Below are 26,506 nucleotides of genomic sequence, written 5' to 3'. Positions count from 1 at the left end.
CCGATGCCCGTGTGCCGGTGCCCGCCGACCCCCGTCGAGGCGCCGGCACCGAGGGAGAATGGGGGCGTGGTCTTCCGTAACCGCCAGGCAATCCCCTGGCCGGGGCGGACCGTAGACAAGGGTATGCAGAGGTTGCAGCTCCCGGTCGGACGCATCCCGGACGAGGCGCTGCTGGCTGGTCTGGCCACGGGCGACCCGGAGCTCGCCGTCACGTTCGTACGGCGCTTCCAGCACACGGTCTTCGGCGTGGCCATCGCGGTCACCCGCGATGCGCAGCTCGCCGAGGACATCGCCCAGCAGACGTTCGAACGTGCCTGGCGGCACGCCCAGATCTACGACTCCCGCCGCGGATCGGTGACGGCCTGGCTGACGACCATCGCGCACAACCTCGCCATCGACGCCGTCCGGTCGCGGCGGCCGGAGCCGGTGGCCCCCGAGGACCTCGACGCGCTCCTGGACGCGGTGACCGACACCCCCGAGGACCGGGCGCTCGCCGACGAGGCGTCGTCCGCCCTGCGAGCCGCGGTGGCGCGGCTGCCGGGCGAACAGGGCCGCGCACTGGTCATGGCGGGCATCTACGGGATGACGGCCCAGCAGGTCGCCGACTGGGAGCACATCCCCCTGGGCACCGCCAAGACGCGGATCAGGGCCGCGATGGCGAAGCTGCGGGCCACGCTCACCGCGCCGGATCCCACGCAACCCCGCCCCGTGTCGGCGCACCCCACGCGCCCGCGACCCGGGGCCCCCGAGCGAGGCGGCCATGACTAGGGACCTGACCTGCGAACAGCTGCACGAGACCGGTGCCGAGCTGGCCCTGGGCGTGCTCTCGGGCCGGGAGCGGGCCGAGGCGGCCGCCCATCTGGACCGCTGCGCGGACTGCCGGGAGTACATCGAGCAGCTCGCCCTCGTAGGCGACGGACTGCTCGGCCTGCTGCCCCGCAGCGAACCGCCGGCCGGATTCGAGACCAGGGTGGCGCGGCGGCTGACCCAGGCCCAGGCCGAGCGCGACGGACTCGAGACCGCCCGTGGCCGCGGGCGCCGGCGCGCGGGGTTCCGCGGCGGCGTACGGCTGCGGATCGCGTCCGCAGCGGCCGTGCTGGCGCTCGGCTTCGGGTTCGGCGGCTGGGCCCTCGGCACGGCCATCGAGAACATGGCGGCCGGTCCCGCGCGGCCCGTCCAGGCCGGGACGAACGTGCTGTGGGCCCAGCTGACCGGAGCCGGCGCGGGGCATCGCCTGCCGGCCGGCGACCTCTACGCCCATCCCGGGGCGCAGGGCTGGGTGTTCATGTCCGTCGACCTCGCCGACGCCGGAATTCCGTACAACGGAAAGGTCACCTGCGTGCTGGAGCGCACGGACGGCAGCACCGTCCGACTCGGCACCTTCGAGCTGCACGACGGCGACGGCTACTGGGGCGCCCCGGCACCGGTGGACCCCGCCACGCTCTCCGGTGTCCGGCTGACCTCGGCCGACGGCCGCGTCCTGGCCACCGCGCACTTCACCGCACGGTGATCGCGGGCCGCCACCAAGATCGGCGGCCGCACCGGGCCATCGGCGGCCGCACCGGGCCCGGGCGGCCGCCGGGGAAAACGCCGCCTACCCGGGAAGGTCCTCGTCGCGGGCGATGTGCACCGCGGCCTCCTCCGCCGACGCCGCACCGCCGTCGATGCCGACGTCCCGGGCGGAGACGTCGTTGCTGCCACCGCGCCAGAACCCCTCGTCGGCGCCCACGAGCCGCCCGGCCCGCTCGTCGCCGCACTCGACGTCCACCGGCTCGCCCACCCCGCCCGGCAGATCGCCGATCCCGTCACCGTCGGGCGCGCACACCTCCGGGACCTCCAGGGCCAGCCGGTGTTCGAGGGTGTCGCCCTCGTGCAGCTCCCGTGCGGTGGTCCCGGCGTGATTGACCACATACGGCCGTTCGGGGGGCGAGTAGCCGGTGTCCAGCGTCTCGTCGAGCCCCGGCTCGTCGAGGGCGTCCTCCATGTCCAGGTCGTTGGGGTTGTCCTGGGGATCGGTTCGGGGCGGCTGGTAGACCTCGTCGCCCATCGCGTCGTCGGACATGACCGCCCTCCCTCTTCCCATCCGCTCGCCCCGCCGCGGACCGCGGCAGGTGCCGGTACCACCAATTGTCCGCCTCCCGGCGCCGCCCGGCAGCGCCAGGACGGACCGGGCCGGTGCCGTCAGGCCCGACGGTGCTCCGTGTGGAGCCCGACGGCCTCGGCGATGCTCTGCACATTGCCGAAGCGCTCGTGCGCGGGCAGCCGCTCGGCCATGCCGACCAGCCGGTCCGGTGCGTTGTTGCGCCGCAGCGTCTCGATGATGGTGTTCTTGTCGGCCGGGTAGAGGCTCCGGCCGAGGTGCTGGGCCAGTTCCGAGCGCAGCCCGACGTCCTGCTCGGTCATACCGGTCGGTGTGCCGCCCCTGAAGTCGCTCTCGGGGGACCACGCCGCCCGGGGCTGGTCCTCGCCCGCCGGCTCGAGCTCGTGCTCCTCGTCCGCGCGCAGCGAGCGCACCGTGGTGAACTGCCCGCGCAGCTGCTTCTTCATCACGTCGTCCCGTGCGGGTCCGGTCTTGTCCGTTCCGTGTTCCATGACCATCGCTGCCTCCGGCTCTACCTGTCGTACCGACCCGACGCGTCTCTCCCAGTTTCCCCGGTCCTTTCGCCCTAACAACCGGAAGGCGCCGCCGGCGCGGTTTTCCCCACTGCGCACGGAATGGGTGCAGTCACCTACGGACGGTGACCGGGGCGTTTCCCCGCAGACGCATATGCCCGCAATGCATAGGCCATTTCCGGAAGGGGAATCCGTAGGGGAGCCAACCGCGTCTCGCCGACGTCAATGCGTTACCGGTGGCAGCCAACCGCAAACCGGGAGAATCCGAGGAATCCGAGGAATCCAAGGAGGCAGCGCCATGCGACTCTCGCTCCTTCGACCGGTCATCGATCGGCCAGGCCCCTGGGCAACCGTTTACGCCGATATCTCGCACGGCACCGAGGACGTCGAAAAACAACAGGAGTTGCTGGCGAGCGCCACCACGGCCCAGCTCTTCGCGCTCGGCGCGGACGAGGCCACCTGCGGGGCGGTGCACGAGGCCCTGATCGCGCCGCGCGACAGCGCACCGGGAGCGCACACCGGCCGGGTGCTCTTCGCCCACGACGGTGTGGTCGTGCTCGACACACCGCTTCCCGGCCCGCCGGCCACTCCCTTCGCCGCCTGGGGGCCGGTACCCCGGGTCACGCCCCTGCTGGCGGCGGTCGGCGACGACCCCGTCTGCCTCGTGGTCCGCCTGGACCACGACGGAGCGGACCTCGTGGTGCTGGGGGAGCGGGGCACCGACGACACCGGGCGGTCCGGCGACGCCGAACGGCCCCCGCCCCGCACCGCCCCTGCCGACTGGTCCGAACGGCATCTGCGGACCACGGCGGAGCACACCTTGGAGCAGAATGCCGGGGAGATCGCCGACGCGGTGCGCGAGGCGTTCGACAGCAGCGGCGCCGAGGCCGTCGTCCTGATCGGCGAGGCGCGCGAGCGGCATCTGGTGCACGACAAGCTGCCTGGGCGGCTGCGTGCCGTCACCTACGAGAGCGAGCACGGCGGGCGCGCGCCCGGGGCCGAGAGCGACCTGGTCGAGCGGGACATCGCCCAGGTCCGGGCCGTCCGGGAACGCGAGCACGTCGCGCAGGTGACGGACCGCTTCCGTACGGGCGCCGGGTCCGGCGGCCCGAGCGCCCCGCGGGCCGCGGCCGGCATCCCCGCCCTGGTCGAGGCGGCGCGGGCGCACCGGATCGAAACGCTGCTGGTCAGCCCGCACGGTTCGGACATCGCACGGCAGGTCTGGGTGGGCGAGGGAGTGGATCAACTGGCCGTACGGGGCACGGAGTTGCAGGCCATGGGGGAGGAGCGCCCGGCGACCGCACGCGCGGACGACGCCCTGGTGCGGTCCGCGGTCGCCAGCGGAGCCGAGATCGTGGTCGTCCGCGACCTGGAGCAGGCGCCGGAGGGCGGACTCGGCGCCATCCTGCGCAGGGCGGCGGAGGACCCGCCCGGGTGACCACCGCACCGTGTCCGGTCACCGCGTTCGTACCGCGCAAGGGGCCGCCCGCCGACCGGATGTCACCGGTGGGCGGGCGGCCCCTCGCGCCGTACGGCGTGTTCTCAGTCCTGCGTCTCGGCCGCCACCGGCTTCGGGATCAGGAAGGAGGTGCCGATGGCCGCGGCCAGGATGAGCACTCCGGCGATCATGCCGGCGGTGTAGCCGCCGGGCGACGACGGGTCCGCCGGGGCGGCGGCGGTCTTGACCGCGTAGAGGGCCGCGAAGCTCAGCCCCGCACCGAGGTTGAACGCGCCCGCGTTCAGACCGGGCAGGAAGCCCGGGTTGTCGCTGGGGGAGAGCACGATGCCCAGGCCGTTGAGGACGATGTTCGCCACGCCCGCGTAGGCGATGCCCACCAGGATGGAGGTCACCAGCAGCAGGACCTGCGAGTGGCTGTGCATCGTGAGCAGCATCAGCACCACCGTCGCCACCGAGCCGACCAGGCCGAACCGCAGGACGCGGCGGTAGCCGTAGGTGGCCGCGAGGCGACCGGCCAGCGGGCCCATGGCCAGTCCGGCCAGCGCGTACGGCGACAGCGTCCACCACGCGGACTGCTCGGCGCTCATCCCGAGGCCGGCCTGGGCGTCCTGCGCGAAGGCGGGTATCAGCCCGTTCATCACGGCGAAGACGCCGGTCATGGTGAGCACGGTGGTCAGCAGGGTGGCCCAGGTGGCGCGCTGCTTGAGATGCCGGGTGGCGACCAGCGGGTGGGCGCTGCGGTTCTCGGTGCGCCAGAACAGGGCGAAGGCGGCCGCGGCCACGACGACCAGTACGGCGATCAGCGTCCAGTCGGCCGCGGCGAGCTTGCCCGCCTCGTTGAGCGCGGTCAGCAGCGAGCCGACCGAGACGACGAGCAGGGCGACCCCGGGCCAGTCCATCCGGCGGGCGGGTGACCCCTGGGCGCCGGGGTTCCCGGTCGCGTCCGGGACGGGTGCCGTGGACTCCGGGGTGAGGGTGGCGACCAGGACGGCGGCGAGGGCGGCCACGACCGCCATCGCCCAGAAGACCGAACCGAAGCCGTGGTGGTCGGCGAGGTAGCCGCCGGCGAGCGAGTCGACTCCGGCGATGCCGCCGTTGACCGCGGTGATCACGCCGAGCAGGGTGCCGTACCGCTTGGGCTCCGGCACCTCGACCCGCAGCATGATCAGGCACAGCGGGACGACCGGACCGCACACGCCCTGCACGACCCGGCCCGCGAACAGCATCGGCACATTGGTCGCCAGCGCGGCGATCACACAGCCGACGACCATCAGGCCGAGCATGCCGGCCAGCACCCGGCGACGGCCGATGACATCGCCCAGCCTCGGCAGGAACAGGGAGAACAGGGCCGCCGAGGTGAAGAACGCGGTCTGGGTGAGGCCGATCTCGGCGGAGCTGGCGCCGAGGGTGTCCTCGATGTTCTTCAGCGCGGGGCTGAGCATGCTGGCGTTGAGCTGGAAGGCGAAGCACGCCGCGAGCAGGGCGGTGAGCAGGACGCCGGTGCGGACGCCGGATCCGGTGCCGCCCGCCGGTGCGAGCGGGCGCTGGTTGGTGGAGACGCTCATGCCGTGACGTCACCGATCCGCTCGAGCGCGTCCACGACGAGGTTCCAGAACCGCTCGTGGTCGAGCTCGACCGCGACCTGGGTGGTGCAGTCCGCCGGCGCGGGCGCACGGAAGTCCGCCACGGTCATGCCGAGGGTCAGCGTCCCCTGCAGTTCGATGTCCACCGGGGCCCTGCGCACCGTCATGACGTCCGGATCGATGACGTACGCCACCGCGCACGGGTCGTGCACCGGCGGGTGGTCGAAGCCCTGGTTCTCCCGGTAGGCCTCACGGAAGAACTCCAGCAGCTCCAGTACGAAGGTGGCCGGCTTGGTGCCGACGGCGGCGATCTTCCGCTCGACCTCGGGGGTGGCCAGCGCCTGGTGCGTGAGGTCCAGGCCGACCATCGTGACCAGCCACCTCTCGTTGAAGACGATATGGGCGGCCTCAGGGTCGATCTTGATGTTGAACTCGGCGACCGCGCTCCAGTTGCCCTCGTGGTAGCCGCCGCCCATCAGCACGACCTCGCGCACCCGCTCCGCGATCCGCGGTTCCTTGCGCACGGCCAGGGCGATGTTGGTCAGGCCCGCGGTCGGCACGAGGGTGATCTCACCGGGCTCGTGGGCCATCACCGTGTCGATGATCAGGTCCACCGCGTGCCGGCGGTCCAGCTCGATGGCGGGCTCGGGCAGTTCCGGCCCGTCGAGACCGGTCTCGCCGTGGATGTCCGGCGCGGTCTCGATGTCCCGTACGAGCGGGCGCGGGCAACCGGCCGCGAAGGGGACGCCGGTGATCCCGGCGATCCGCGCCACGGACAGGGCGTTGCGGGTCACCTTCTCCAGCGTCTGGTTCCCGACCACGGTCGTCACGGCGACCAGCTCCACGTCGGGGTTCCCATGCGCCAGGAGCATGGCGATCGCGTCGTCATGCCCCGGGTCGCAGTCGAGGATGATCTTTCTGGCCAACGGAAGAGCCCCTTTGCTCTGCGGAACGGTGGTGCGGGGGGTGCGGGGTGAAGTCTCTGGGAGCGCCGCAGGGGGCTGCTGCCGCTGGAAAACGTTCTCCGAGAATTTGGCTCATTCCGCTGCCTGATGTCAACGGAATGTGAGCCATCCGACCGGTTCACGCATATTGATCCGCCCTGGTGGCACGGTGTGTGAGCGGTGATAACGTTTGCCGCCGCCATCCGGTACGGTGGCCGCCCTCATGCCGGTACGGCTCGACCCGAAGGGCACACCACCGTGGCCGAAGTCACCTTGAAGGACGTCGCACTGGCGTCGGGCTGCTCCATCGCCACGGTGTCCCGCGTGCTGGCCGGCACCCGCCCGGTCGGCGCCGAGACCGCCCGCACCGTACGCGAGGCGGCCGAGCGGCTGGGCTACCGCCCCAACCACGTGGCCAGGGCCCTGCGCAGCCGTTCCACCGGAACCGTCGGTCTCGTCCTGCCGCAGATCACCAACCCCTTCTTCCCCACCCTGGTCCGGGAGCTGGAGCACGCCCTGCACGCCGAGGGGCGGGCGGTGCTCCTCGCCGACTGCGACGACGACCCGGTGACCGAGGCGGCCCGGATCGCGGCCCTGCTGAGCCGGCGGGTCGATGCCCTGCTGCTGATACCCGTCGACGAACTGCGCAGCCGGGAGGCGGTGGCCGCAGCCGCCGCCCAGGTCCCGCTGGTGCTGCTGGACCGTGGCTGCGGCCACGGCGTCGCCGACTCCGTCGCCGTCGACAACGCGGCGGGCATGGCCCTCGTACTGGAGCATCTGGCCGCCACCGGGCGCCGTCGCCCGTGCTTCATCGGTGCGGCCGGAACCGCGTCGGCGGCCGTCGAGCGCCATGCGGCGTACGAGGCGGGCGCCGCGGCCCTGGACCCGGAGGCGCCCGGGCGCAGCGCGCTCGGCGACTTCTCGGTGGAGTGGGGCCGGGCCGCCGTCGACCGCCTCTGGCCGTCCCGGCCGGACGCCGTGATCTGCGCCAACGACCTCATCGCGGCCGGTGCGTCGCAGCGGTTGCGGCAGCTGGGCGCGGACGTCCCGGGCGAGGTCGCCGTCACCGGCTTCGACGACATCCCGCTCGCCGGCCTCGCCGACCCCGCGCTGACCACCGTCCGCCAGCCGGTCGGCGAACTGGCCGCCGAGGCCGCCCGGTTGCTGGCCCGTCGGCCCGCCGGGGGAGACCCGGGTCCGCGGCGTACGGTCCGGCTCGCCCCCGAGCTCGTCGTCCGTGCCTCCAGCGCGCCGGGCCCGCAACCTCTTGACCGTACGCGGTCAGCGAGTAAAGTCTAGACCAATCACCTCGCCCTCGCGCTCTTCACCCCCCCTCGCGAAAGGGTTGACATGGACAGGAAAAGAAGGCTGGCCCTCGCCATCGGTGCGGGAATCGCCCCGCTGCTCGTCGTCACCATGCCGGTGAGCCCGGCAAGCGCCCACGGATATGTCTCCTCACCCCCCAGCAGGCAGGCGCAGTGCGCCGCCGGCACCATCGAATGCGGGCCGATCAAATGGGAGCCGCAGAGCGTCGAAGGCCCCAAGGGGCTGACCAGTTGCAGCGGTGGCAACAGCCAGTTCGCCGATCTCGACGATGACTCCAAGGGCTGGAAGGTCACCCCGATCGGCAGCTCCCAGGCCTTCAGCTGGAAGTTGACGGCACGTCACTCCACCAGCACCTGGCAGTACTTCGTCGGCGGGAACAAGGTCGCGGAGTTCAACGACGGCGGTGCCCGGCCGCCCGAGACCGTCACCCACACCGTCAACTTCGGCGGTATCACCGGCAAGCAGAAGATCCTCGCGGTCTGGAACGTCGCGGACACCGCGAACGCGTTCTACGCCTGCATCGACGTCAACATCGGCGGCTGAGGGAGCCCCTCCCCCTTCGGGCGCACCCTTTGACGTCCCCCATCCCTCGTCGTCCGGGACATCCCCCGAGCCGGTCCGTGCGGTGAGCGGCAGTCAGCGGGCGACGAGGGCGGCGGGCACACCCGTTACGATCGGCCCATTCATGGCCGATGTGGGTGGCCGCTGCCGGGAGGAAGAGATGGGCCTGTTCCGCCGAGGACCGAAGCGGGATTCCCGCGACCTGGCACGCGACGGGGAGTTCGGCTTCTTCTCCGAGCGTGAGGGCGGCGTCTTCAGATCACAGGTCCGGCAGGCGTTCGCGGAACAGGGCCTCGAAGTGACCGCGTACGCGGGCCTGGTCACCGATTCCGCGGGCCGTCAGTTCGGCCTCGGCAACCTCGCCGCGGTGTGCCATCGCGACCGGCGCGGCGAGCGGAGCTGGCCCGCGCTGATCCGGGACCACGTCGGAAAGGTGCTGCGGACGATGGACGGTCCGCAGCCGCTGGAGATCCTCAGCGAGGACGAGATCCGGGCCTGCCTCTACCCCCGGGTCGTCGCCCAGGAGACGCTGCCGGCCTCGGACTCCTTCCGCTACGGCCGGGAGCCGGCTCCGGGGTTGCGCGAGGTGCTCGCCCTCGACCTGCCGGAGGCGGTGCAGATGCTGAGCGAGGACTCGCTGACCGATCTCGGGGACGTGGCCGAGCTGCGCATCCGGGCGATGAACAATCTGCGGGCGCTGCCCGTCGAGGGGCATGAGACCGTGCGACGCGGCGACGGCTCGGCGTTCGAGGTGCTGCTCGGCGACTCCTTCTTCACCGCGAGCCGGGTCCTGGTGCTCGACGAGCTGGTGCAGCGGATCATGGGCACCGGGCTCACCGCGGACGGCGCGCTGGTCGCCCTGCCCTTCCGGCACCAGCTGGCGTTCCACCGCATCCACGACGCCCAGGTCATCCCGGCGTTGCAGGCCATGGCGCAGTTCGCGGCGGCCGGTCACGAGGACGCGGCGGGCGCGATCAGCCCCAAGGTGTTCTGGTGGCGCCGGGGCGTGATGACCCCGCTGAGCGAGCCGGACGGGGACGGGCTGCGCATCGTGGTGAGCGGGGACTTCCAGGAGCTGCTGGACCGGTTGGTGCAGGACGAGGCCTGACCGTCGAAAGGGGGCCCGACCCCCGGACGAGGCCCCGACCGGAGGACGGGCCACGGCCGCCGCGCACACTCCGTACAAGATTTTCTTGCCGAATCCCCACCATCGGGGAACCGATGCCCCCCGATGCCCGTTTGTCTAAGTGAGGCCCCACGCTCTCCCCCGTGCGTGGGGCCTCACCACTGCCCCGCGGCCGCCGCTTCAGTCCCCGAGCCGGGCCCGCTCCTCGTCGCTGAAGAGCCGCGAACGGATCAGGAAGCGAACACCCTCGGGTGCCTCCAGGGAGAAGCCGCTGCCCCGCCCCGGTACGACGTCCACGGTCAGATGGGTGTGCCGCCAGCGCTCGAACTGGTCCGCCGACATCCAGAACCCCACCGGCTCCGGCACCCCCGCCACGCTCAGCCGGGCCAGCAGCACATCCGACGATCCCGTACGGAACTCCCCGGCGGGGTAGCACATGGGCGCGCTGCCGTCGCAGCACCCACCGGACTGGTGGAACATCAGCGGCCCGTGCTGATCGCGCAGCAGCCGCAGCAGTTCGCTCGCCGCCGCGCTGAGCGCGATACGCGAGGCGCCCTCGGCCACCCCGGCCCTGGGGGCGGCCGCCTCCCACCCGTCGCCGCCGCCCATCAGAACCGGCCCGGCGTCGTGCCGAAGCAGCTGACCTGCGGGTTCCTCGTCTCACAGCGGTGCATGTACCTCTCCTGTCCTGACCGGCCGGATCATGACCACCGGGCCGCCGATGCGCCCCGCCCAGTTAACCCCCGGCAAGGTTGCGAGGTGGTTGCACGCCACCCGCACCGGTGTGCCGGGGCCGTGCGGCCGGGTGAGCCGTGTCTCACCCGGGCGGTGCCCCTTGTCTATGCAACGAGTTGCATAGAAGGATCGGGGTATGGCGCTCGATCACGCGATCCTCGTCTCCCTGCTGGAGAAGCCGGGCTCGGGCTATGAGCTGTCCCGGCGGTTCGAGCGGTCCATCGGCTACTTCTGGACCGCCACCCATCAGCAGATCTACCGCGTCCTGAAGCGGATGGAGAGCGACGGCTGGATCGATGTCCGCGAGGTGCCCCAACAGGGCCGGCCGGACAAGAAGGAGTACTCCGTCGCGGCCCTGGGCCGGGTCGCCCTCTCCCAGTGGCTGCACGAGCCGATCGAGCCCGAGAGCGTCCGGCACGAGCTCGCGGTGAAGATCCGCGGCGCGGCCTTCGACGACCCGGCCGCGCTGATCCGCGAGGTCGAGCGGCACCACCAGGCGCACACCGACCGCCTCGCGCACTACCTCGCGGGGGAGCGGCGCGACTTCACCGGCCCCGAGGCCCCCCGACCGCTCGACGCCGGACAGGAGCTCCAGCACGTCGTGCTGCGCGGCGGCATCGCCTACGAGCGGATGACGCTCGCCTGGCTCGACGACGTCCTCGCCACGCTCCGCCGGCTCGGCCCCGAGCGCTGACCCGGCGCCCACCCCCGCCCCACTCGACTTCCCAGCCTCCGTTTCCCAGTCCCACTCCCGAGCCGGAAAGGCGAACACCCATGGCCGACCCGCTGCTGTTCAACCCGAGCACCTACGACCCGGCGCACTTCGACCCCGAGACCCGCAGGCTGCTGCGCGCCACCGTCGACTGGTTCGAGGAGCGCGGCAAGCGCAAGCTGATCGAGGACTACCGCTCGCGCGCCTGGCTGGCGGACTTCCTGGCGTTCTCCGCCAAGGAAGGGCTGTTCGCCACGTTCCTGACGCCCGCCTCCGCCGCCGAGGGGCAGCAGGACAAGCGCTGGGACACCGCCCGGATCGCCGCCCTCAACGAGATCTTCGGCTTCTACGGGCTCGACTACTGGTACGCCTGGCAGGTCACCATCCTCGGCCTCGGCCCGGTCTGGCAGAGCGACAACGCCGCCGCCCGCAGCCGAGCGGCCGAACTCCTCGACCAGGGCGAGGTGTTCGCCTTCGGCCTGTCCGAGAAGACCCACGGCGCGGACATCTACTCCACCGACATGCTGCTGGAGCCCGACGGCGACGGCGGCTTCCTGGCCAGCGGCTCCAAGTACTACATAGGCAACGGCAACGCCGCCGGGCTCGTCTCCGTCTTCGGCCGCCGCACCGACGTCGAGGGCCCGGACGGCTATGTCTTCTTCGCCGCCGACAGCCGCCACGAGGCGTACCACCTGGTCAAGAACGTCGTCGACTCCTCGAAGTACGTCAGCGAGTTCCGCCTGGAGGGCTACCCGGTCCGGCCGGACGACATCCTGCACACCGGCCGCGCGGCCTTCGACGCCGCCCTCAACACCGTCAACGTCGGCAAGTTCAATCTCTGCACCGCCTCGATCGGCATCTGCGAACACGCGATGTACGAGGCCGTCACCCACGCGCACCAGCGCATTCTCTACGGCCGCCCGGTCACCGCCTTCCCGCACGTGCGCCGCGAGCTGACCGACGCCTATGTCCGCCTCGTCGGGATGAAGCTGTTCAGCGACCGGGCCGTGGACTACTTCCGCTCCGCCGGCCCCGACGACCGCCGCTACCTGCTCTTCAACCCGATGACGAAGATGAAGGTGACCACCGAGGGCGAGAAGGTCATCGACCTGATGTGGGACGTGATCGCCGCCAAGGGCTTCGAGAAGGACACCTACTTCGCCCAGGCGGCCACCGAGATCCGGGGGCTGCCGAAGCTGGAGGGCACGGTCCACGTCAACCTGGCGCTGATCTTGAAGTTCATGGGCAACCACCTGCTGGCCCCGACCGAGTACGCGCCCGTCGGGACCCGGCTGGACGCGGCCGACGACGCGTTCCTCTTCCAGCAGGGACCGGCCCGCGGGCTGGGCGCCATCCGCTTCCACGACTGGCGCGCCGCCTACGACGCCTACGCCGAGGTGCCCAACGTCGCCCGCTTCCGGGAACAGGCCGACGCCCTGTGCGAGTTCGTCACCACCGCCGCCCCCGACGAGGAGCAGAGCCGCGACCTCGATCTGCTGCTCGCCGTCGGCCAGCTGTTCGCGCTGGTCGTGCACGGCCAGCTGATCCTGGAGCAGGCCCGCCTGACCGGCCTGCCGCAGGACGTGCTCGACGAGCTGTTCGCCGTCCTCGTACGGGACTTCTCCGCGCACGCCGTCGAGCTGCACGGCAAGGACTCCGCCACCGCCGAACAGCAGCGCTGGGCACTGGGCGCGGTCCGCCGCCCGGTCGTCGACGACGCCCGCTCGCAGCGCGTCTGGGAGCGCGTCGAGGCGCTGGCCGGGGCGTACGAGATGGCGCCGTAGCCGCCCACCGAGGTCGCCGCGCGAGCGGCGGCACCGAACGGGGGCCGGACCGACCGAGCACTTCGGCGATCCGGCCCCCGGAACCGATCAGAACAGACCCTGTGTCAGCGCGACCGAGTCCGGAACGGCGACCTCCTCCGGCGCGCTCAGGGGCATGATGCCCAGGATCTGCTGGGTGACGTAGTGGGCGGACATCATGGCGCCCTCCTGCCATCCGGGCAGCGGCGAGATCTGGTCACCGGTGACGAAGAACGTATCGGTGCCCTCGGGCTGCAGCAGTTGCCGGTACGCCTTCTTGTGCGTCGCCTCGTGCGGCTTCCAGGCCGCCCAACCGCCCAGCTGGTAGGGCACCTTGTGCCAGGCGATGGAGACGGCCTGCTCATCGGGGACGAGCTTTCTGTCCCCGAATTCCGGATGCAGCTGGACGGCACCCTGGCGGGCCAGCTCCAGACGTTTGTCCGGTGAGCGCTTGCCGAGGTCCTCGGCGGCCTTGCCGAAGTTGTAGGCGCCGGTCAGGGTTCCCTTGTCCGAGAAGTAGTCGTTGGACGGATACCACAGCTGGGTGATGTTGTGCCCGGTCCAGCTGATGCCGCCGTAGATCCCCTCGCTGTCGTCGCAGCTGTCGAGGTCCCCTTCCCAGAAGCGGCGGTTCGCCTGCCAGCCGACCTTGCAGGTCTTCTCGAACTCCACGAGCTTGATCGCCTTCGTGAAGGGATCCGAGAAGCGGGTCAGCTTGATCTTGCGGAGCACCGGGATCGGGATGTTGCTGACGCAGTACCGGGCGCTGTCATGGAACTCGCCCTCGCCCTTGCGGTAGATGAGGGCAACCCCCAGGCCGCGCGGGTCGATCTCGATCTCCCGGACCTCGGCGCCCAGCACGATCTTCGCGCCGGCCCGCTTGGCCTCCCGCGCCAGTGCCTTGACGATGTGGTCCATGCCGCCGACCGGCTGGAACATCGTGGCCTGCCACAGATAGTCGACGGGCTGGTAGAAACGGGCCTTCCAGAAGCCCGAGTGCACCAGGTCCTCGAACGACAGCGGAGGCGCCGGTGTGGGCCACTCCTCGATGCCGGGCCGGTCCAGGTAACCGGAGCGGGTGGAGCCGCGGTACTTGCCGTTCGTGTCGAGCGCGCCGAACACCCGCAGCAGGTCCCGCAGTTCACCGGTGAAGGTGTCGGTGCTCACCAGCGTCTCGGCGAGCTTCGCCGCGAGGTGGCCGCGGGTGTCGTTGGCCACCCGCCGGTTGGGCCAGGTCACCTCGGCACCCGGCGGGCGGACGCGGTTCGCCGTGGTCTCCATGACGTACGGCTCCAGCTCCACACCGAAGTCCCGGCAGTACTTGAGCACCCGGCGGTGGTGGTACGGGATGCGGCCGGGCCCGAGGTTGAGGTACAGGCCCTCGTCGAACGCGCAGGTGTGCGTGTGGGTGACGTTGCCCTTCTCGTCGAGCTCATAGAGCTCGTCGCCCCGGCGCGCGGTGCGGTTGCGCCCGCCGACGCGGTCCTGCGCTTCCAGGACGGTGACCTGGTAGCCGAGCATGCTCAGCTCGTAGGCGGCGGTCAGCCCCGCGACACCGGCGCCCAGGATCAGTACCTTCTCGCCCTCGCCGGGGCATCCGGCGGGCCGTACGGTCCCCGTCCAGCCGGTGGCCTCCGGACCGGACAGACCGCTCATGGCGTGCCGGAGCGCCCTCGCGGAGTCGTCGACGGCGGTGCCCGCCGCGCCCCCTCGCTGTGTGTTCGGGCCGGTCATGCCGCGCTCCCTTCGGACGGTGCGCCGCCGGGCGGCGGACAGTTCTCGGCGATCTTGTACTTGAGCGCCTCGGGATAGTCCCGGCGCGCGAACTGCACCCGTACGACGACCGGGCCCTGGTTGATCGCGTCGGTGGGCTCGGCGATCTGCCGCAGCAGGGATTCGAGCTGTTCGTGCGTACGGACGGCGAACCCGTGCATGGGGTGCTTGGTCGAGCCGAAGACGTCCGCGAACTTCTCGTACTGCCACGGGTGCAGTTCGTTGTAGAAGTCGGCGCCGTCGGACGGCGGGGTCGGCGTCTCCTCCTTGTAGTAGCAGGGGTGGACGAGCATCTGCTCGATCCCGTAGAAGCCCTCGTTGTCCAGGACGAACACCACCGGCCGCAGACCGTGCCGCACGTGGGTGGACATCTCCTGGCAGGTCTCCTGGAACGAGCCGTCGCCGACGAAGACCATCGGCCGCTTGCCCGCGTGCTGCCGGCCGAGCGCCACCCCGGTGGCCGCGCCGACCGAGTAGCCGATGGACAGCCAGCTGTTCTGCGCCACGTACGAGGCGCGCTCCGCCATCCGCAGGTTCATCGAGCCGATCAGCGCGAACGCGGCGTCCGACACCACCGTGAACGGATTGCCGAGCTCCTCCGGAGGATCGCTGGTCTGCGACTCCAGGAAGGCGTTGATGTGCCGGAAGAAGCTGTCGTACGTCACGCTCTCCGGGTACACCCCGCCGATCTGGGAGTCCAGGAAGGCGGCGGTGGTCGCGGGGACGTCGAGACCGTCCTTGCGCGCGAGGGCGAAGTGGTCCGCCTCGAACGCGCCGGTGCCGAAGTCGAGGACCAGGCGCCGGCGCAGCGCGGGGATGAACTCGGCGAGCTGCACATCGGGGAAGTACGAGGCGCCGACATGCACCCCCTCATGGGCGGCGACCGCCCAGTCGTCCCCGATCGACCGCTTGCCGCCGAGGTTCTTCGAGGTCGCCCAGGTGCCCAGCCCGATGCGGCAGCCCGCGTTGTGGAACACCTCGGCCACGTCCGGGTTGCTGGCCTTGCCGTTGTAGACGCCGGAGAAACCCGGGGTGTACTCCGAGACCACGGACTTGGCACCGACGGTGGTGCAGAACGGGATGCGGGTCTCGTGTACCAGCTTCTCGAACTCGTCGGACAACCGGAAGCGGTCGATCTCCTCGCCGGCCCACAGGATCGGGGGCTTCTCGTGCTGCCGGATCAGGTCCACGCAGGCCGTGACCGCCCGGTCGAGCATCTGCGCGTTCTGCGCGGTGACCGGCCGCTGCTGCCGCGTCAGACGGCCGTGCGGCGCGGCGCACCGCGCCTCCCAGACGTCCTCCATGACCTCCAGGTAGACCGGTCTGCGGTGCGAGAGGCAGGCGGTGATCGCGCCGTCGATCTGGGTGGGGGCCAGGCCCGGGTGGGAGATGGCCTGGGCGTCCACCGTCACCTGGCGGTAGACGTCCAGGTTGCTCTCCGGGCGCTGGGACATGTGCGAGGTGAGCAGGCCGATCGCCCGCTGGTTGAGCCACTGCTCGTAGGTGGGCGCGGCGTTGATCGCGATCAGCGGCACATACTCGGCGAAGCCGCCGCCGATCGCGTTGAGCAGGTTGAACGCGCCCACGCTGTAGGTGACCGCCACCGCGCCGATGCCCTGCTCGCCGAGCGAGATCTCGGCATCGGCGACCTTCACCCGCGCATAGGCGTCCGCGGCCTGTCCCGCGCCGCCCTCGGTGGGGGTGCCCACCCAGCGCACCTTGGTCTTGGCGTGCAGGGTCGACAGGAACGGGCCCAGGTGGTTGCCCGGGACACCGAACAGATGGGTGATGCCGAGCTGTTCCAGCCGGATGGCCAGGTACTCGGCCACCGTGCAGGTCTGCGACGTGGTCATGACGTCAGCACCTCCTCGCGCGACCGGTCCGCAGTCGCGGCGGACCGCCGCTCGCGGGGCGCCGCGGCCAGCCCGGCGACGATTTCCTCGGCCGCGTTGGCCTCGTTGACGGCGATCGCGGCGCGCACCGCCGACTCCACCGCACCCTCGATCCAGGCGTGCTTGAGCGACACATGCTCACCGGCGAAGTGCACCGGCCCCTCGGCCCGTACCGCGTCGAGGTGGAAGCTGGTCATCTGGTGCGGGGTGTAGACGGCGGCCTCACCGCAGGCGTACGGGTCGCGCAGCCAGCTCTGGGTCTGGCCGGCGCCGGTGTAGAAGACCTCGATACGGCGGCCGTGCACGGACTGGAGGTTCTGCAGGGCGTAGCCGTAGCGCTCGTGGTCGTCGAAGGAATCCCAGCGGGCGGCGTCGTCCGACCAGGAGTAGCCGGCCAGCACCACGCCTCCGGGGCTCCCGGGGACGGGGTGGGAGGGGTAGTACATGAAGCGGTTGGGGTTGTCGGTGGTGGAACCGCCGCCGTAGGCGTTGGTGGCCGGCCGTACGCCGCCGCGCAGCGAGGAGTTCTGGTGGTACTCCACCTGCTTGCGGCTGATCCGCTTCTCGTCGACGCTCGGATGCGCACCGAGCAGTCCGGTGGGCAGATCGCGCAGGCTCTTCGGCACCGCCACCGCGGCCTCGGCGTCGTCCTCGCCCCACCGCTGGTAGTACTCGTACAGACCGGGCGCGATGGCGTCCAGCTCCCGCTTCCAGTCCGCCTCGGTGAACTCCCACCAGCGGCGCGAGAACTCCAGCAGCACCTTGGTGGCCTGGTCGTAGTGCGTCTCGATGATGGCCCGGCGCTTCTTGTAGGAGAAGGGCGGCGAGACGGTGGTGAACCGCAGGCTGGAGAAGGGGACGGTGACGATCGCCAGGTCACCGGTCCAAGTCTGGACCTCTCCGTACGGGTCGCCCTCGGGCACGGTCTGGATGGCGACGGCGGGGCCGCCCGGCCCGGTGAGCCCGCCCTGGTGGCCGTTGCGGCCCGCGTCGTAGTACTCCAGCCGGACCATCCGCTGGCCCATCACGATCTCGTCCCGCAGATCCTTGGCGAGCGCCTCCGGAAGCTTGCGGCTGCCGCCCTCGATCTCCCAGTACGTGGCGGTGGGGTCGATGTCGCTGCGGCCCAGGAAGCTGTGGAAGAACGCCAGGTGCAGCCGCGACGTCATGTTCTCGATCGTCCCGACCGCCTCGACGGCCTCGTCGCTGAACCCGGCGTACTCGCGCAGGAAGCGGCCCATCGAATAGCCGTCGAAGTCGCGGATGACCGAGGCCCAGCCGTCCAGCCACTCCTTGAAGGGCTTGTTGACCCGCGTGCCGTCGCTCTGCCGTACGGAGTAGTAGTCGCGCACCGGCTCCAGGGCCTGGTTGACCATGTCGGCGACGGTCAGCCGGGATTCGCAGCCGGTGAGGTGGAAGCCCTCGTTGATCTGGGACGGGTCCTTGGCGTACTGGGCGCGGCGGGCCTGGGAGCGGTTGGTGCGGATCCAGGTGTGGTTGCGCTTGTCCGGCTCCCGGAACTCGGGACTGGGCGCGCCGTTCGTCCAGAGCTTGCCGTCCTTGAAGGACTTGTAGACCACCGGGGGTACGGGCGCGGTCTGATTGCCCGTCGACGGATCGATGTCGACGTTGAAGAACAGCCGCCGCTTGAGCCCCAGCCGGTCGACCAGCGCCAGGGTCAGCGGGTGGAAGCTGGGCAGCCGCATCGCCCCGGCCTCCGCGTACTGCGCGGGGTCGGTGAAGGGCGCCGGTTGGCCCTTCTTGGCGTGGAAGGTCTTGATCCGGCCGCCGACCCGGTTGGCGTTCGCCTCCAGGATCGTCACATCGTGCCCGGCGCGGGTCAGCAGATCGCCGGCGACCAGGCCGGCGATGCCGGCGCCGACGATCAGGATGCGTTTGGGTGCGACGGGGCGTTCCAGCCCCTTGTCGATCAGGACGTCGAGGTAGCGCAGCTTGAGGTCCTCGTTGGCCGGATCGGGGCCGACCAGCAGCAGTTCGCGGGCCAGCTGCTGGTAGGTCTTGTCGTTGGCGCGATCGACGCCGGTGCGCTCGTCGCGGAGGTCCTGGCGGTTCTTGGACATGGCGGCTCAGGCTTTCTCGTGCAGGGACTGGTTCGCGGCGAGCCGCCGCAAAGTGGAGAGGGAGGGCGTGAAGGCGTACACGGCGCCGGTGGTCTGCACGAAGCGGTTCATCGACACGGTGCCTTCCTGGCCGTCGGCCAGCACGATGTGGGCGTCGGGGCTGCCGGAAGCGCCCTGCTTGAGGGTGCCGGTCACCTTGTCGATGCCGTTGGGCGCGCCCTCCGTGCCGGGGACGAAACCGGGATTGTTCGACCAGGCACGCTGGACGAACTCGAACTGCCGCTCCAGCGAGGTGCCGTAGCACACGAACATCAGACCGCGGTCCGTCGTGTCATGACCTCCCGTGTACGCGGGACCGTAGGGAATGCCGCGGCGCATGATGCGGTGTCGCTGGGTGGTCTCGAAGTGACGGGGGTGGGTTCTGCGGATGTGCGCGGCGCACGGGGTGTGTTTCCCCGCCCCGTCGTTCTCGTAGGTGAAATCGTTGCCGCCCGGCCCGACCCCGGTCACCGGGTTCTGGCCCTGCGCGAGGGGCGTACCGTCCTTCTTGCGGCCGACTAGGCAGGCGCCCAGCAGATCCGGCGAGATGGCGTGCGGCTGGAATTTACCCGCCTCGCGCACCACGGCCTCGTTCCAGCCGGCGACGTCCTGCCGCAGCCGGCGCACCACCTGAAGGGAACCGTTGTCCATCCACGAAGGCGCCTCGGGCGGGCTTCCGCTCTCGCTCTTGTGCCCGAAGACGAACTCCCCGGGTTCGACCAGAGTGGCTCCCGGACGGTTCTCCCGGAAGCCGGGACGGTCCCGGTCCTCGCGGTGGAATTCCTTGACGCCCGGCTGGGAGATGCCGTCCTTGTACCCGAAGTGCTCGTGCCCGCGCAGATCGCCGGTCAGGGTGCGGCCGTCGTCCTGATGGACCAGCGTCACACCGTGCGCCACGTCCGCGGCAGCGATGTTGGCGAGCTTGTCGTCGAGCGCGGACTCGGTGTCCGCGGCCACGATCAGTACGGCGTGCACATCTGATCCGTCCGCACCGAAATGCCAGTTCTCGGGGGCGCTCGTACCGTGATCGCCGAGGTCCGCCGCCCGTGCGGCCGCGCCCTTCACGAAGGAACCGAAGGGTGCCAGGTCCTGCTTCACCCTTTCCGGCTCGCGGACGACCCGGAGCAGGCCCTGGAACGTTAACGAGACCCCGACCCAGGTGGCGGTGAGGGACGGGTCCTGGCCCCATGCCCGGCGGGAGAGGGAGAACTCCTCGTTGAAATCCTCGACCGCGGCGGTCACCGCGACCGTGTTCAGCATGACGGACAGCCAGCCGCGGCCGCCCGCGCCGTCGTCGTCCGGGAAGCGCATATAACGGAAAGCCGTGTAGTCCTTGTTGAACGCGGCCAGGATATTGCCCTGGATTTCCCTGGACCGGCGCAACGGTGGTTCCGGAAGCTGCTCGATATCAGGCGCGGCCGTAGGGCGCGCTGAAATAGTGGTCACTGCTCTCCTCTGGAAATTCGGCTGCCCAGGGCGCGCGGGAGGGGATTCGCGCGCACACGCATCCGGCTCCCGGCACCCTTGACGGCGAATGGGATGCGGAAGAAGCACAAGGGCACACCAAAGCCAGCCGGTGCACGGCTTGTGGCGCCAGCCCAGCACCGAATCGACCACCCCGCAGAAGCACCGGCGCCAACCGGAGCACAGGACCACCCGTCCCGGTGACCGGCCCCGACCACGGGCGGCAGCACCATCGGCGACGTCCGTGCGCATCACACTCGGCGGCGACAGGTCCAGCGGTCCATCCGGGCATTCATCGAGATATGTCCGGAGTGCGAGCGCCGCCGGCAGCGAATCTCCACGGAAGCATCACAACCTCTACCTGCGGTCTTCTGCGGGTGCCGTTAGCGTTGCTGGCCGCTCGATCCCGCGTGCGAACGTGAAAACAGGTCGCCGGCGTCCCTGGCGGCGCAGCACAGAAAGCTCGCAGATGGACTACTGCTCGTCGTGCCGTCGAAACCTCAATGGGGCTCTCGTATGCCCGGGATGCGGTGATTACGCCCCGGACATAGCCCCGACCACCCACCGCGACGGCTCGGTGGCCGCCGGCGCGACGACGTGGGACGCCTGGGAGGCGTGGCAGGCCGAGGTGGCCGCGGTCCCCGGGGCCGGGGCCGGTGGGCTCGACTCCGGTGCCGCGCCGGTCGGCGGTGGTGTGTCCGAGGAGACCGCGCGGATGGACGCCCCGGGTGCCGACCCGGAGAGAGGCCCCGCGCCCGCCGCCACCGGTCAGGGCCGGGCGGCCCGGCGCCGGCAGCTCGCACGCTGGAAGAAGCACAAGCGCCGCGCCGTGGCGGCGACGGCGTTCGCCCTGGCCGGCGGCGCCCTGACCGTGGCTCTGCTGCCGGACAAGGCGTCCAACGGCCAGACGCACGCGTCCGCGGCGCCGGACCCGGAGAGCGCGGCCAAGTCCCACCCCGTGGCCACCGACGGGTCGGAGCAGCCGGACGACCGGGCCTCGCGGCACCCCGGCGGACGTCCGCCCATGACCTCCAGCCGCCATCACGACACCGCCACCGCCACGCCTCCGCCGGCCGCGACGCACCGGCAGCCCGACGGCGGATTCACCGCCCAGCCCTCCGCGCCTGCGAGTGCGGCGCCGCACAGCGCGCCCGCGCCGGCCGCGAGCACACACTCCGACAACTCGGGCAACACGGCCGGCGGTGGCAACGAGGGTGCCCCGGCGCCGGCGGCAGCGCCCGCCTCCGGCGAGCAGTCCGACGCCGGCTCCTCGTCCACGAACGACGAGCCGGCGACCACACCGACGGCCGAGCCGACATCGCCGTCGGCCGATCCGTCGTCGCCGTCACATGTGTGCCTGCTCGGCGTCGTGTGCGTCGGCTGACGCCCACGGGGCCGCCCGCCCGCCCGCCCGCGTGCGCCGCTCGCCGCTCGCGCTGAGCGCTGACGAAACCCACCGCGCCGGCCCCGGCGCCGCTCGGCTCCCCGGGCCGCCGGGGCGGGTCATCGTGCGCAGTGCACATCGCGCTCCGGAAGTCGGCCCGTCGAGAGGAACGCGGTGACCTCGCGATCGCCGCAGGCGTTGCCGTTGCCGAGGTAGACACCGTGGCCGCCGTGGTCGACGGTGACCAGGCGGGCCCGGTCGCCGAGGGCTCGCCGCATCTTCAGGGCGCCGAAGTACGGCGTGGAGGGGTCCCGGAGGTTCTGGATCATCAGAATGTTGGACGGCCCCTCGGCGGTGATCCGGGTCGGCCGCTCCGCCGGTGCGTCCTTCCAGAAGGCGCAGGGTGAGACGTTGGCCGGCATCCCGGCCGTGAGCGGATGCCGGACGCGGTCGGCGGCCACCGCGCGCCGGTACCCGGAGACCGAGCCCGGCCAGCGCACGTCGTTGCAGATGACCGCGACCGTGACCGCGGCGTCCTGGTCCCGCAGGGGCTGGGCCAGCGCGGCGGGCAGGACCGGCCTCTCGGCCGGGTTCCGGGCCGCCCGGACGAGCCGGGCCAGCGGGGCGAAGGAGGCGTCGTCGTAGAGGGCGCTCTGGAGCGCCTGCCGCAGGCGGTTGCCGGTCAGCGGCACACCCGCCGTCGTCGACTCCTTCGGCGCACGGTCCAACTCCGCCGCCAGTGACAGGAACAACGGCCGTATGTCCTCGGCCCGTCGGGCCAGCCGCAGACCGTCGTCCTCCCGGGCCGGATCCGACGCCCAGGCCGCGAAGTCGGGGAAGCGGTCGTCGGCGCCCGCGGCCATGTTCGCCAGCCAGCCCCGCTCGACCCGCGTCGGATCGGGGTCGCCGCTGCTGTCCAGCACCCAACGGTCGGTGCGGTGGGGGTACTTCTGCGCGTAGACGGCGCCCACATAGGTCCCGTACGAGGCGGTCCAGGCCGACAGCCTCTCCTCGCCCAGCGCCCGGCGGAAGCGGTCGATGTCGCGCACCTCGTTCGCGGTGGAGAAACTGCGCAGCACGGCGCCCCCGTGACGCGCACACGCCGCGGCGATCCGCCGCGACCGCGCGACGTTCTCCTCGATCCCGCCGTCCGGCCGCGGCCAGGACCGCAGGTGCACCAGATGCCGGTCGTCCGCGTCGAGCCCGCAGCTCGCGGTCGTGCTGGCACCCACCCCGCGCGGGTCGAGGCTGACGATGTCGTACTGGCCCGCCGTCTCCTTGCGCAGCGCGTCCCCCTTCTGCCGCAGCCACTGCACCCCCGAGCTGCCCGGTCCGCCGGGGATCATCAGCAGCGTCCCGCGCCTCGCCGCCGGCCGATCACTGCGCAGGCGGGACACGGCCACGGTCAGCCGCGGTCCCTTGGGTTCGCGGTAGTCGAGCGGCACCGGCAGTTCGGCGCACTCCTGCCCCGCGGGCCCGCCGGGCTGGGCACAGGACCGCCAGGTGAGGCCGGGGGCGGTGGCAGCCTCGGCTCGCGCCTTCGGGGGAGCGGCGGCGCTCAGCGTCATCGTGGCGGCCGTGGCGGAGAGGGTGAGGAGCAGCGGCAGCGGACGGAGGAAGCGGAAGGCGCGTCCGCGGAGGCAAGTCGTCATGAGAAAAGGGTCGTTGAGCGGCCCATGCCCTGCCCATGCGGCAGGCCCGACAGCAGTGGTGGGGTTAGCCCCCGCATGCGTTTGGGTGAGTGTCGGACAGGCCCTGGCCGTGCAGCCAGATCCGCAGTGGACCGACCGGCTCGAAGCCGTGGCGCACGGCGGTCGCCAGGTCGTCGCCGTGCTCATAGCCGACCGCCGGCAGGGTGGGGAACAGCCGGCGCACCGCGTCCAGTACGGCGGGCCAGGCCGCGTCGGGGCCGCCGTCCCGTGCGAAGACGTTGGAGATTCCGACCACCTGGTCGCTGCGGCTCGCCACCGCTCCGGCCACCACCCGGCCACTGGTGGACCGCCCGGCGACCACGAACGTGGCCGGGTCGTCGAGCAGTTCGGGCCGGAAGAGGTCTGCGTCGCCGCCCCCGTCGTCCCAGGCGAGCGCCCAGGCGCGCAGCGTGTCCGGGTTGTCCGCCACGTCCCAGGCGAGACCCGACGGGGCGACGGGCGGACCGGCCGGGCGGTGGATCCACTGTGCCTCGAACAGCACCTGGAAGGCGGCCTGCGTCAGGTCGAGGTCGCCGAAGCTGTCCTTGACGGAGGCGCCGGGCACGGCGGTGTCGATACGGGCCACCAGCGCCGCCGGGTCGGCGCCCGGCACCAGCGTCACCGCGTCGGGGTAGTACAGCGGCGTGCGGGCCGGGGCCGCCCAGGCCCGGGCCTCGAACGCACCGGCCACACCGTGGGATCGGCTCATCGCCGCGCACCACTCGGCGTTGTTGCGGGCGGCGGCACGGACCAGGAGCTGCTGCGGCGTCGTCACAAGCGCGGATCATGGCCCGTCCCGGCTCGGCTGTCGAACGGTTTTCCGGTTCCTGTAGGGCGCACGCTCCGCGGACACGTCGTGGCGCGCGGCGCCGGTCAGTAGTGCTGGACCAGGCAGAATTCATGCTCTTCGGGATCGGCCATCACGACGACCACGCCCTCGTCGTAGTCGTGCCGTTCGCCGGTGAACCGGCCTCCGAGGGCGACGACTTGGGCGATGCCCTGATCGATGTCGTCGACCGCGACGTCGAGGTGCAGCCGTACTTTGCCGCGCTTGGGCTCGGACACGGGCTGAAAGACGAGGCGGGGCTGCGTGTCACCCCGCTGACCGAGGTAGACCCAACCGGGCCGGGACGGCCCCGGCTCGCGGTCCAGCAGTACGCTCCAGAATCCCGCCACTCGTTCCACGTCGACGCAGTCGATCGTCACTCCGACCCAGTGGTTCGCCATGCCGTCAGCACTCCTGTGTGATCGCGCGGACGCGGGCCTGAGAAGACCGGCCCGCCGGATCACCATGGTGACCCGGCGGGCGGAGCTGGCGGCGTTCGCCCCCCAGGACGTGCCCGCCCTAGCTCAGGAACACGGCGACGGCTGCCGCGAAGCGTTCGGCGTCGTCGAGCCACGGATGGTGTCCGGCCCCGGGCTGGACGACGAGTTCGGCATGCGGGAACAGCCCGGCGAACTCGGCCACCGTGGCGGGCGGGGCGCCCGGATCGACCTCCCCGGCCAGCAGGAGGACCGGGGAGTCGAAGCGGGCGAGCGCGGCGCGGGTGGCGTCCGGGTCGAACGCGCCTTCGGCGCCGAAGGCGGCTACCACCTCGCTGTTCATCCGTTCGTCCGCCGCAGCCTGATGGGCCCGCGCCGCCGCGTCCCAACGGCCGTGGGAGAACGGGGCGATGGCCTGCCACCTGTCGTCGGTGGCCTGGCCCGCCACGATCGCCTCCAGGGCCGCGAAGGCCGCCGGGAACCACGGTTCGTCCCGGCGCAGCCGCGCGGTGTCGAGCCGGAGCGCGCCGCTGATCGGAATGCCGACGGCCCGGACGCTCGGTGTGATCAACGCGAGCCGCTCGACGCGTTCCGGATGGCGGCTCGCATACAGAACGGCCGGATTCGCGCCGGCGCAGTGCCCGAGCAGGTCCATCCGGTCCAGGCCGAGGTGTTCGCGCAGGGCCTCCACGTCCGCGACGAGCCGGTCGCAGCGGTAGGAGGCGGCGTCGTCCGGGGTCGCCGACCGGCCGGTGCCCCGGAGGTCCAGCCGGATCAACCGGCGGTGTGCGGCGAGGCCACCGAGGTCGCCGAGGTATGCGGAGTCCGTCGGCCCTCCGGGCAGGCAGACCACGGGTCGGCCGTTGCCGAGGACGTGGTAGGCGAGTTCGGTTCCGTCGTACGCGGAGAAGGTGGACACGCCGGTGATGCCGTCGAGGGGGAAGGGGCGTCGCGAGACGCCGTTCGAGGTCGTCTGAGAGGTGAAACGCACAGGTGTGGGCCTTTCGGGATGCCTGCGGGCGCTCCCGGGGCCACCTACGTCAGAGGGACCGCACAGCCATGTGGGAGGAGAGCACCCGGCCTGATACAGCGGTAACGGGTCTCACCTCCTCGGTCGGTCATGTGGACGGTGACGCTATCAGGTCGTTGCCCCGCACCCCGTCACCGGTGCACCCTGAAAGTCCTATGAAGACAGACATGTTGACCGTGCCCGAGGCCGAGATCTACTACGAAGTGCGCGGATCGGGCCCGCCGCTGCTGCTCGTCAACGGTGGTGACGCGGACGCGGCCATGTTCGCACCGCTGGCCGGCCTCCTGGCGGACGACTACACCGTCGTCACCTTCGACCTGCGCGGCAACTCCCGCAGTCGCCTCACCGGCCCGCCCCGGGCACAGCGGATCGAGGAGCACGGCCATGACGCCCACCTCCTGCTCGGCGCGGTCGCCGGTGACGAGCCGGCGTATGTCTTCGGCACCAGTTACGGCGGCATGATCGGCATGGACCTCCTGGCCCGGCACCCCGGTCAGGTGCGGGCGCTGGTGGCACACGAGCCGTTCGTCATCGACCTGTTGCCCGACGCCCCTCACTGGCACGACCTGTTCCAGGAGGTGTACGAGCTGTACCAGCGCGAGGGCCTCGACCCCGCGATGCGCAGGTTCAGTACGGCGATCGGCGTGGACGGACCGCCGCGGGCGGCGCAGAACCTGCCCGTACCGGTGCAGCAGATGTTGGCACGCATCCGCGCCAACATGGAGACCTGTCTGACGTACGAGCTGCGCTCGTTCGTCCGCTTCCGGCCGGACGTCGACGCGCTGCGCGCCGGGCCGTTCGCCCTGGTGGTCGGCGGCGAGGGGCCCCAGACGCTCGTGCACCGTACGGCGCGGGCCCTGGAGGAGCGGGTCGGCACCGGGATCGTGGAGTTCCCCGGCGGACACGTGGGCTTCCTGTCACACCCGGCGGACTTCGCCGCGGCGCTGCGCGCGGCCTTCGGGGACATCGAGGCCATCGTCGACTGAGCCCAGCTCCAACTTGTGGCGCCGGCCCTCGTCGTGTGGCCG

23 protein-coding genes are annotated in these 26,506 nt (G+C 71.5%); 10 read left to right on the top strand and 13 right to left on the bottom strand.

Translation table 11 applies throughout. The annotated features are described in order from the left end of the window. Window positions 1-123 precede the first annotated feature (123 nt). Both ACFWZH_RS09680 and ACFWZH_RS09675 read left to right on the top strand, forming a co-directional pair. On the top strand, window positions 124-768 hold the full coding sequence (locus tag ACFWZH_RS09680; protein ID WP_384427506.1) for an RNA polymerase sigma factor: 645 nt from the start codon (window positions 124-126) through the stop codon (window positions 766-768). Next, window positions 761-1,510, top strand: a complete 750-nt coding sequence (locus ACFWZH_RS09675) for a hypothetical protein (RefSeq protein WP_384427504.1) — start codon at window positions 761-763, stop codon at window positions 1,508-1,510. Before ACFWZH_RS09680 ends, ACFWZH_RS09675 begins: the two co-directional genes overlap by 8 nt. An 84-nt stretch (window positions 1,511-1,594) precedes the next feature. Here ACFWZH_RS09675 and ACFWZH_RS09670 read toward each other — a convergent pair whose 3' ends face one another. Beyond that, on the bottom strand, window positions 1,595-2,062 hold the full coding sequence (locus ACFWZH_RS09670; RefSeq protein ID WP_384427502.1) for a DUF5709 domain-containing protein: 468 nt from the start codon (window positions 2,060-2,062) through the stop codon (window positions 1,595-1,597). A 119-nt stretch (window positions 2,063-2,181) separates the two neighbouring features. Then, a complete protein-coding gene (locus ACFWZH_RS09665) occupies window positions 2,182-2,592 on the bottom strand; it encodes a DUF2795 domain-containing protein (protein ID WP_384427500.1) in 411 nt (136 codons plus the stop codon). A 319-nt stretch (window positions 2,593-2,911) separates the two neighbouring features. On the opposite strand from ACFWZH_RS09665, the gene ACFWZH_RS09660 reads away from it, so the two are divergent. Further along, window positions 2,912-4,051 carry a hypothetical protein gene (locus tag ACFWZH_RS09660; protein WP_384427498.1) on the top strand — a complete coding sequence of 380 codons (1,140 nt, stop codon included), beginning with the start codon at window positions 2,912-2,914 and terminating at the stop codon, window positions 4,049-4,051. Between the two features lie 104 nt (window positions 4,052-4,155). On the opposite strand, the gene ACFWZH_RS09655 is transcribed toward ACFWZH_RS09660, so the two are convergent. Together ACFWZH_RS09655 and ACFWZH_RS09650 are read right to left on the bottom strand one after the other, a co-directional pair. Further along, window positions 4,156-5,637, bottom strand: coding sequence for an MFS transporter (locus ACFWZH_RS09655; protein WP_384427496.1), 1,482 nt, complete (start codon window positions 5,635-5,637; stop codon window positions 4,156-4,158). Next, on the bottom strand, window positions 5,634-6,581 hold the full coding sequence (locus tag ACFWZH_RS09650; RefSeq protein WP_384427494.1) for a nucleoside hydrolase: 948 nt from the start codon (window positions 6,579-6,581) through the stop codon (window positions 5,634-5,636). The genes ACFWZH_RS09655 and ACFWZH_RS09650 overlap by 4 nt, the downstream gene beginning before the upstream one ends. Window positions 6,582-6,857: 276 nt before the next feature. Here ACFWZH_RS09650 and ACFWZH_RS09645 point away from each other — a divergent pair, with 276 nt between their 5' ends. From ACFWZH_RS09645 to ACFWZH_RS09635, 3 genes are all read left to right on the top strand, one after another. Continuing rightward, the gene (locus tag ACFWZH_RS09645; RefSeq protein WP_384427492.1) at window positions 6,858-7,898 is read left to right on the top strand and encodes a LacI family DNA-binding transcriptional regulator; all 1,041 of its coding nucleotides are present in this window, start codon (window positions 6,858-6,860) and stop codon (window positions 7,896-7,898) included. 51 nt (window positions 7,899-7,949) lie between these two features. Next, window positions 7,950-8,468 carry a lytic polysaccharide monooxygenase auxiliary activity family 9 protein gene (locus ACFWZH_RS09640; protein ID WP_384427490.1) on the top strand — a complete coding sequence of 173 codons (519 nt, stop codon included), beginning with the start codon at window positions 7,950-7,952 and terminating at the stop codon, window positions 8,466-8,468. Between the two features lie 178 nt (window positions 8,469-8,646). Beyond that, window positions 8,647-9,594, top strand: a complete 948-nt coding sequence (locus ACFWZH_RS09635; RefSeq protein ID WP_384427732.1) for a hypothetical protein — start codon at window positions 8,647-8,649, stop codon at window positions 9,592-9,594. Between the two features lie 198 nt (window positions 9,595-9,792). On the opposite strand, the gene ACFWZH_RS09630 is transcribed toward ACFWZH_RS09635, so the two are convergent. Continuing rightward, window positions 9,793-10,221 carry a DUF779 domain-containing protein gene (locus ACFWZH_RS09630; protein WP_384427488.1) on the bottom strand — a complete coding sequence of 143 codons (429 nt, stop codon included), beginning with the start codon at window positions 10,219-10,221 and terminating at the stop codon, window positions 9,793-9,795. A 262-nt stretch (window positions 10,222-10,483) separates the two neighbouring features. On the opposite strand from ACFWZH_RS09630, the gene ACFWZH_RS09625 reads away from it, so the two are divergent. Beyond that, window positions 10,484-11,041, top strand: a complete 558-nt coding sequence (locus ACFWZH_RS09625; protein ID WP_384427486.1) for a PadR family transcriptional regulator — start codon at window positions 10,484-10,486, stop codon at window positions 11,039-11,041. Between the two features lie 80 nt (window positions 11,042-11,121). Next, window positions 11,122-12,843, top strand: a complete 1,722-nt coding sequence (locus ACFWZH_RS09620) for an acyl-CoA dehydrogenase family protein (protein ID WP_384427484.1) — start codon at window positions 11,122-11,124, stop codon at window positions 12,841-12,843. Between the two features lie 87 nt (window positions 12,844-12,930). Here the strand turns inward: ACFWZH_RS09620 and ACFWZH_RS09615 are convergent, their stop codons facing one another. From ACFWZH_RS09615 to ACFWZH_RS09600, 4 genes are read right to left on the bottom strand one after another with little or no spacing between them, the layout of a single operon-like run. Continuing rightward, a complete protein-coding gene (locus tag ACFWZH_RS09615; protein WP_384427482.1) occupies window positions 12,931-14,595 on the bottom strand; it encodes an NAD(P)/FAD-dependent oxidoreductase in 1,665 nt (554 codons plus the stop codon). After that, window positions 14,592-16,487: an alpha-keto acid decarboxylase family protein gene (locus ACFWZH_RS09610; RefSeq protein ID WP_384427481.1), complete on the bottom strand. Its 1,896-nt coding sequence runs from the start codon at window positions 16,485-16,487 to the stop codon at window positions 14,592-14,594. The genes ACFWZH_RS09615 and ACFWZH_RS09610 overlap by 4 nt, the downstream gene beginning before the upstream one ends. After that, window positions 16,484-18,607 (bottom strand): flavin monoamine oxidase family protein, encoded by a 2,124-nt coding sequence (locus ACFWZH_RS09605; RefSeq protein WP_384427479.1) that lies wholly within the window; start codon window positions 18,605-18,607, stop codon window positions 16,484-16,486. The genes ACFWZH_RS09610 and ACFWZH_RS09605 overlap by 4 nt, the downstream gene beginning before the upstream one ends. Window positions 18,608-18,613: 6 nt before the next feature. Then, complete coding sequence (locus ACFWZH_RS09600) at window positions 18,614-20,029, bottom strand: Dyp-type peroxidase (protein ID WP_384427477.1); 1,416 nt, start codon at window positions 20,027-20,029, stop codon at window positions 18,614-18,616. A 658-nt stretch (window positions 20,030-20,687) separates the two neighbouring features. On the opposite strand from ACFWZH_RS09600, the gene ACFWZH_RS09595 reads away from it, so the two are divergent. Then, window positions 20,688-21,494, top strand: a complete 807-nt coding sequence (locus ACFWZH_RS09595; protein ID WP_384427475.1) for a hypothetical protein — start codon at window positions 20,688-20,690, stop codon at window positions 21,492-21,494. A 119-nt stretch (window positions 21,495-21,613) separates the two neighbouring features. Here ACFWZH_RS09595 and ACFWZH_RS09590 read toward each other — a convergent pair whose 3' ends face one another. The 4 genes from ACFWZH_RS09590 to ACFWZH_RS09575 all read right to left on the bottom strand — a co-directional run bounded on the left by ACFWZH_RS09590 (window position 21,614) and on the right by ACFWZH_RS09575 (window position 25,367). Next, the gene (locus ACFWZH_RS09590; protein WP_384427473.1) at window positions 21,614-23,146 is read right to left on the bottom strand and encodes an alpha/beta hydrolase; all 1,533 of its coding nucleotides are present in this window, start codon (window positions 23,144-23,146) and stop codon (window positions 21,614-21,616) included. A 64-nt stretch (window positions 23,147-23,210) separates the two neighbouring features. Further along, window positions 23,211-23,894, bottom strand: coding sequence for a hypothetical protein (locus ACFWZH_RS09585; protein ID WP_384427730.1), 684 nt, complete (start codon window positions 23,892-23,894; stop codon window positions 23,211-23,213). A 164-nt stretch (window positions 23,895-24,058) separates the two neighbouring features. Beyond that, the gene (locus ACFWZH_RS09580; RefSeq protein ID WP_384427471.1) at window positions 24,059-24,412 is read right to left on the bottom strand and encodes a VOC family protein; all 354 of its coding nucleotides are present in this window, start codon (window positions 24,410-24,412) and stop codon (window positions 24,059-24,061) included. A 118-nt stretch (window positions 24,413-24,530) separates the two neighbouring features. Further along, a complete protein-coding gene (locus ACFWZH_RS09575; protein WP_384427728.1) occupies window positions 24,531-25,367 on the bottom strand; it encodes an alpha/beta fold hydrolase in 837 nt (278 codons plus the stop codon). A 278-nt stretch (window positions 25,368-25,645) separates the two neighbouring features. Here ACFWZH_RS09575 and ACFWZH_RS09570 point away from each other — a divergent pair, with 278 nt between their 5' ends. Beyond that, window positions 25,646-26,464, top strand: a complete 819-nt coding sequence (locus tag ACFWZH_RS09570) for an alpha/beta fold hydrolase (protein WP_384427469.1) — start codon at window positions 25,646-25,648, stop codon at window positions 26,462-26,464. Window positions 26,465-26,506: the final 42 nt, after the last annotated feature.

The sequence above is a fragment of the Streptomyces sp. NPDC059008 genome (genome assembly GCF_042749045.1).
Classification (GTDB): domain Bacteria; phylum Actinomycetota; class Actinomycetes; order Streptomycetales; family Streptomycetaceae; genus Streptomyces.
The sequence above is the reverse complement of the archived record's forward strand: the minus strand, read 5'-3'. Positions and strand labels throughout refer to the sequence as shown.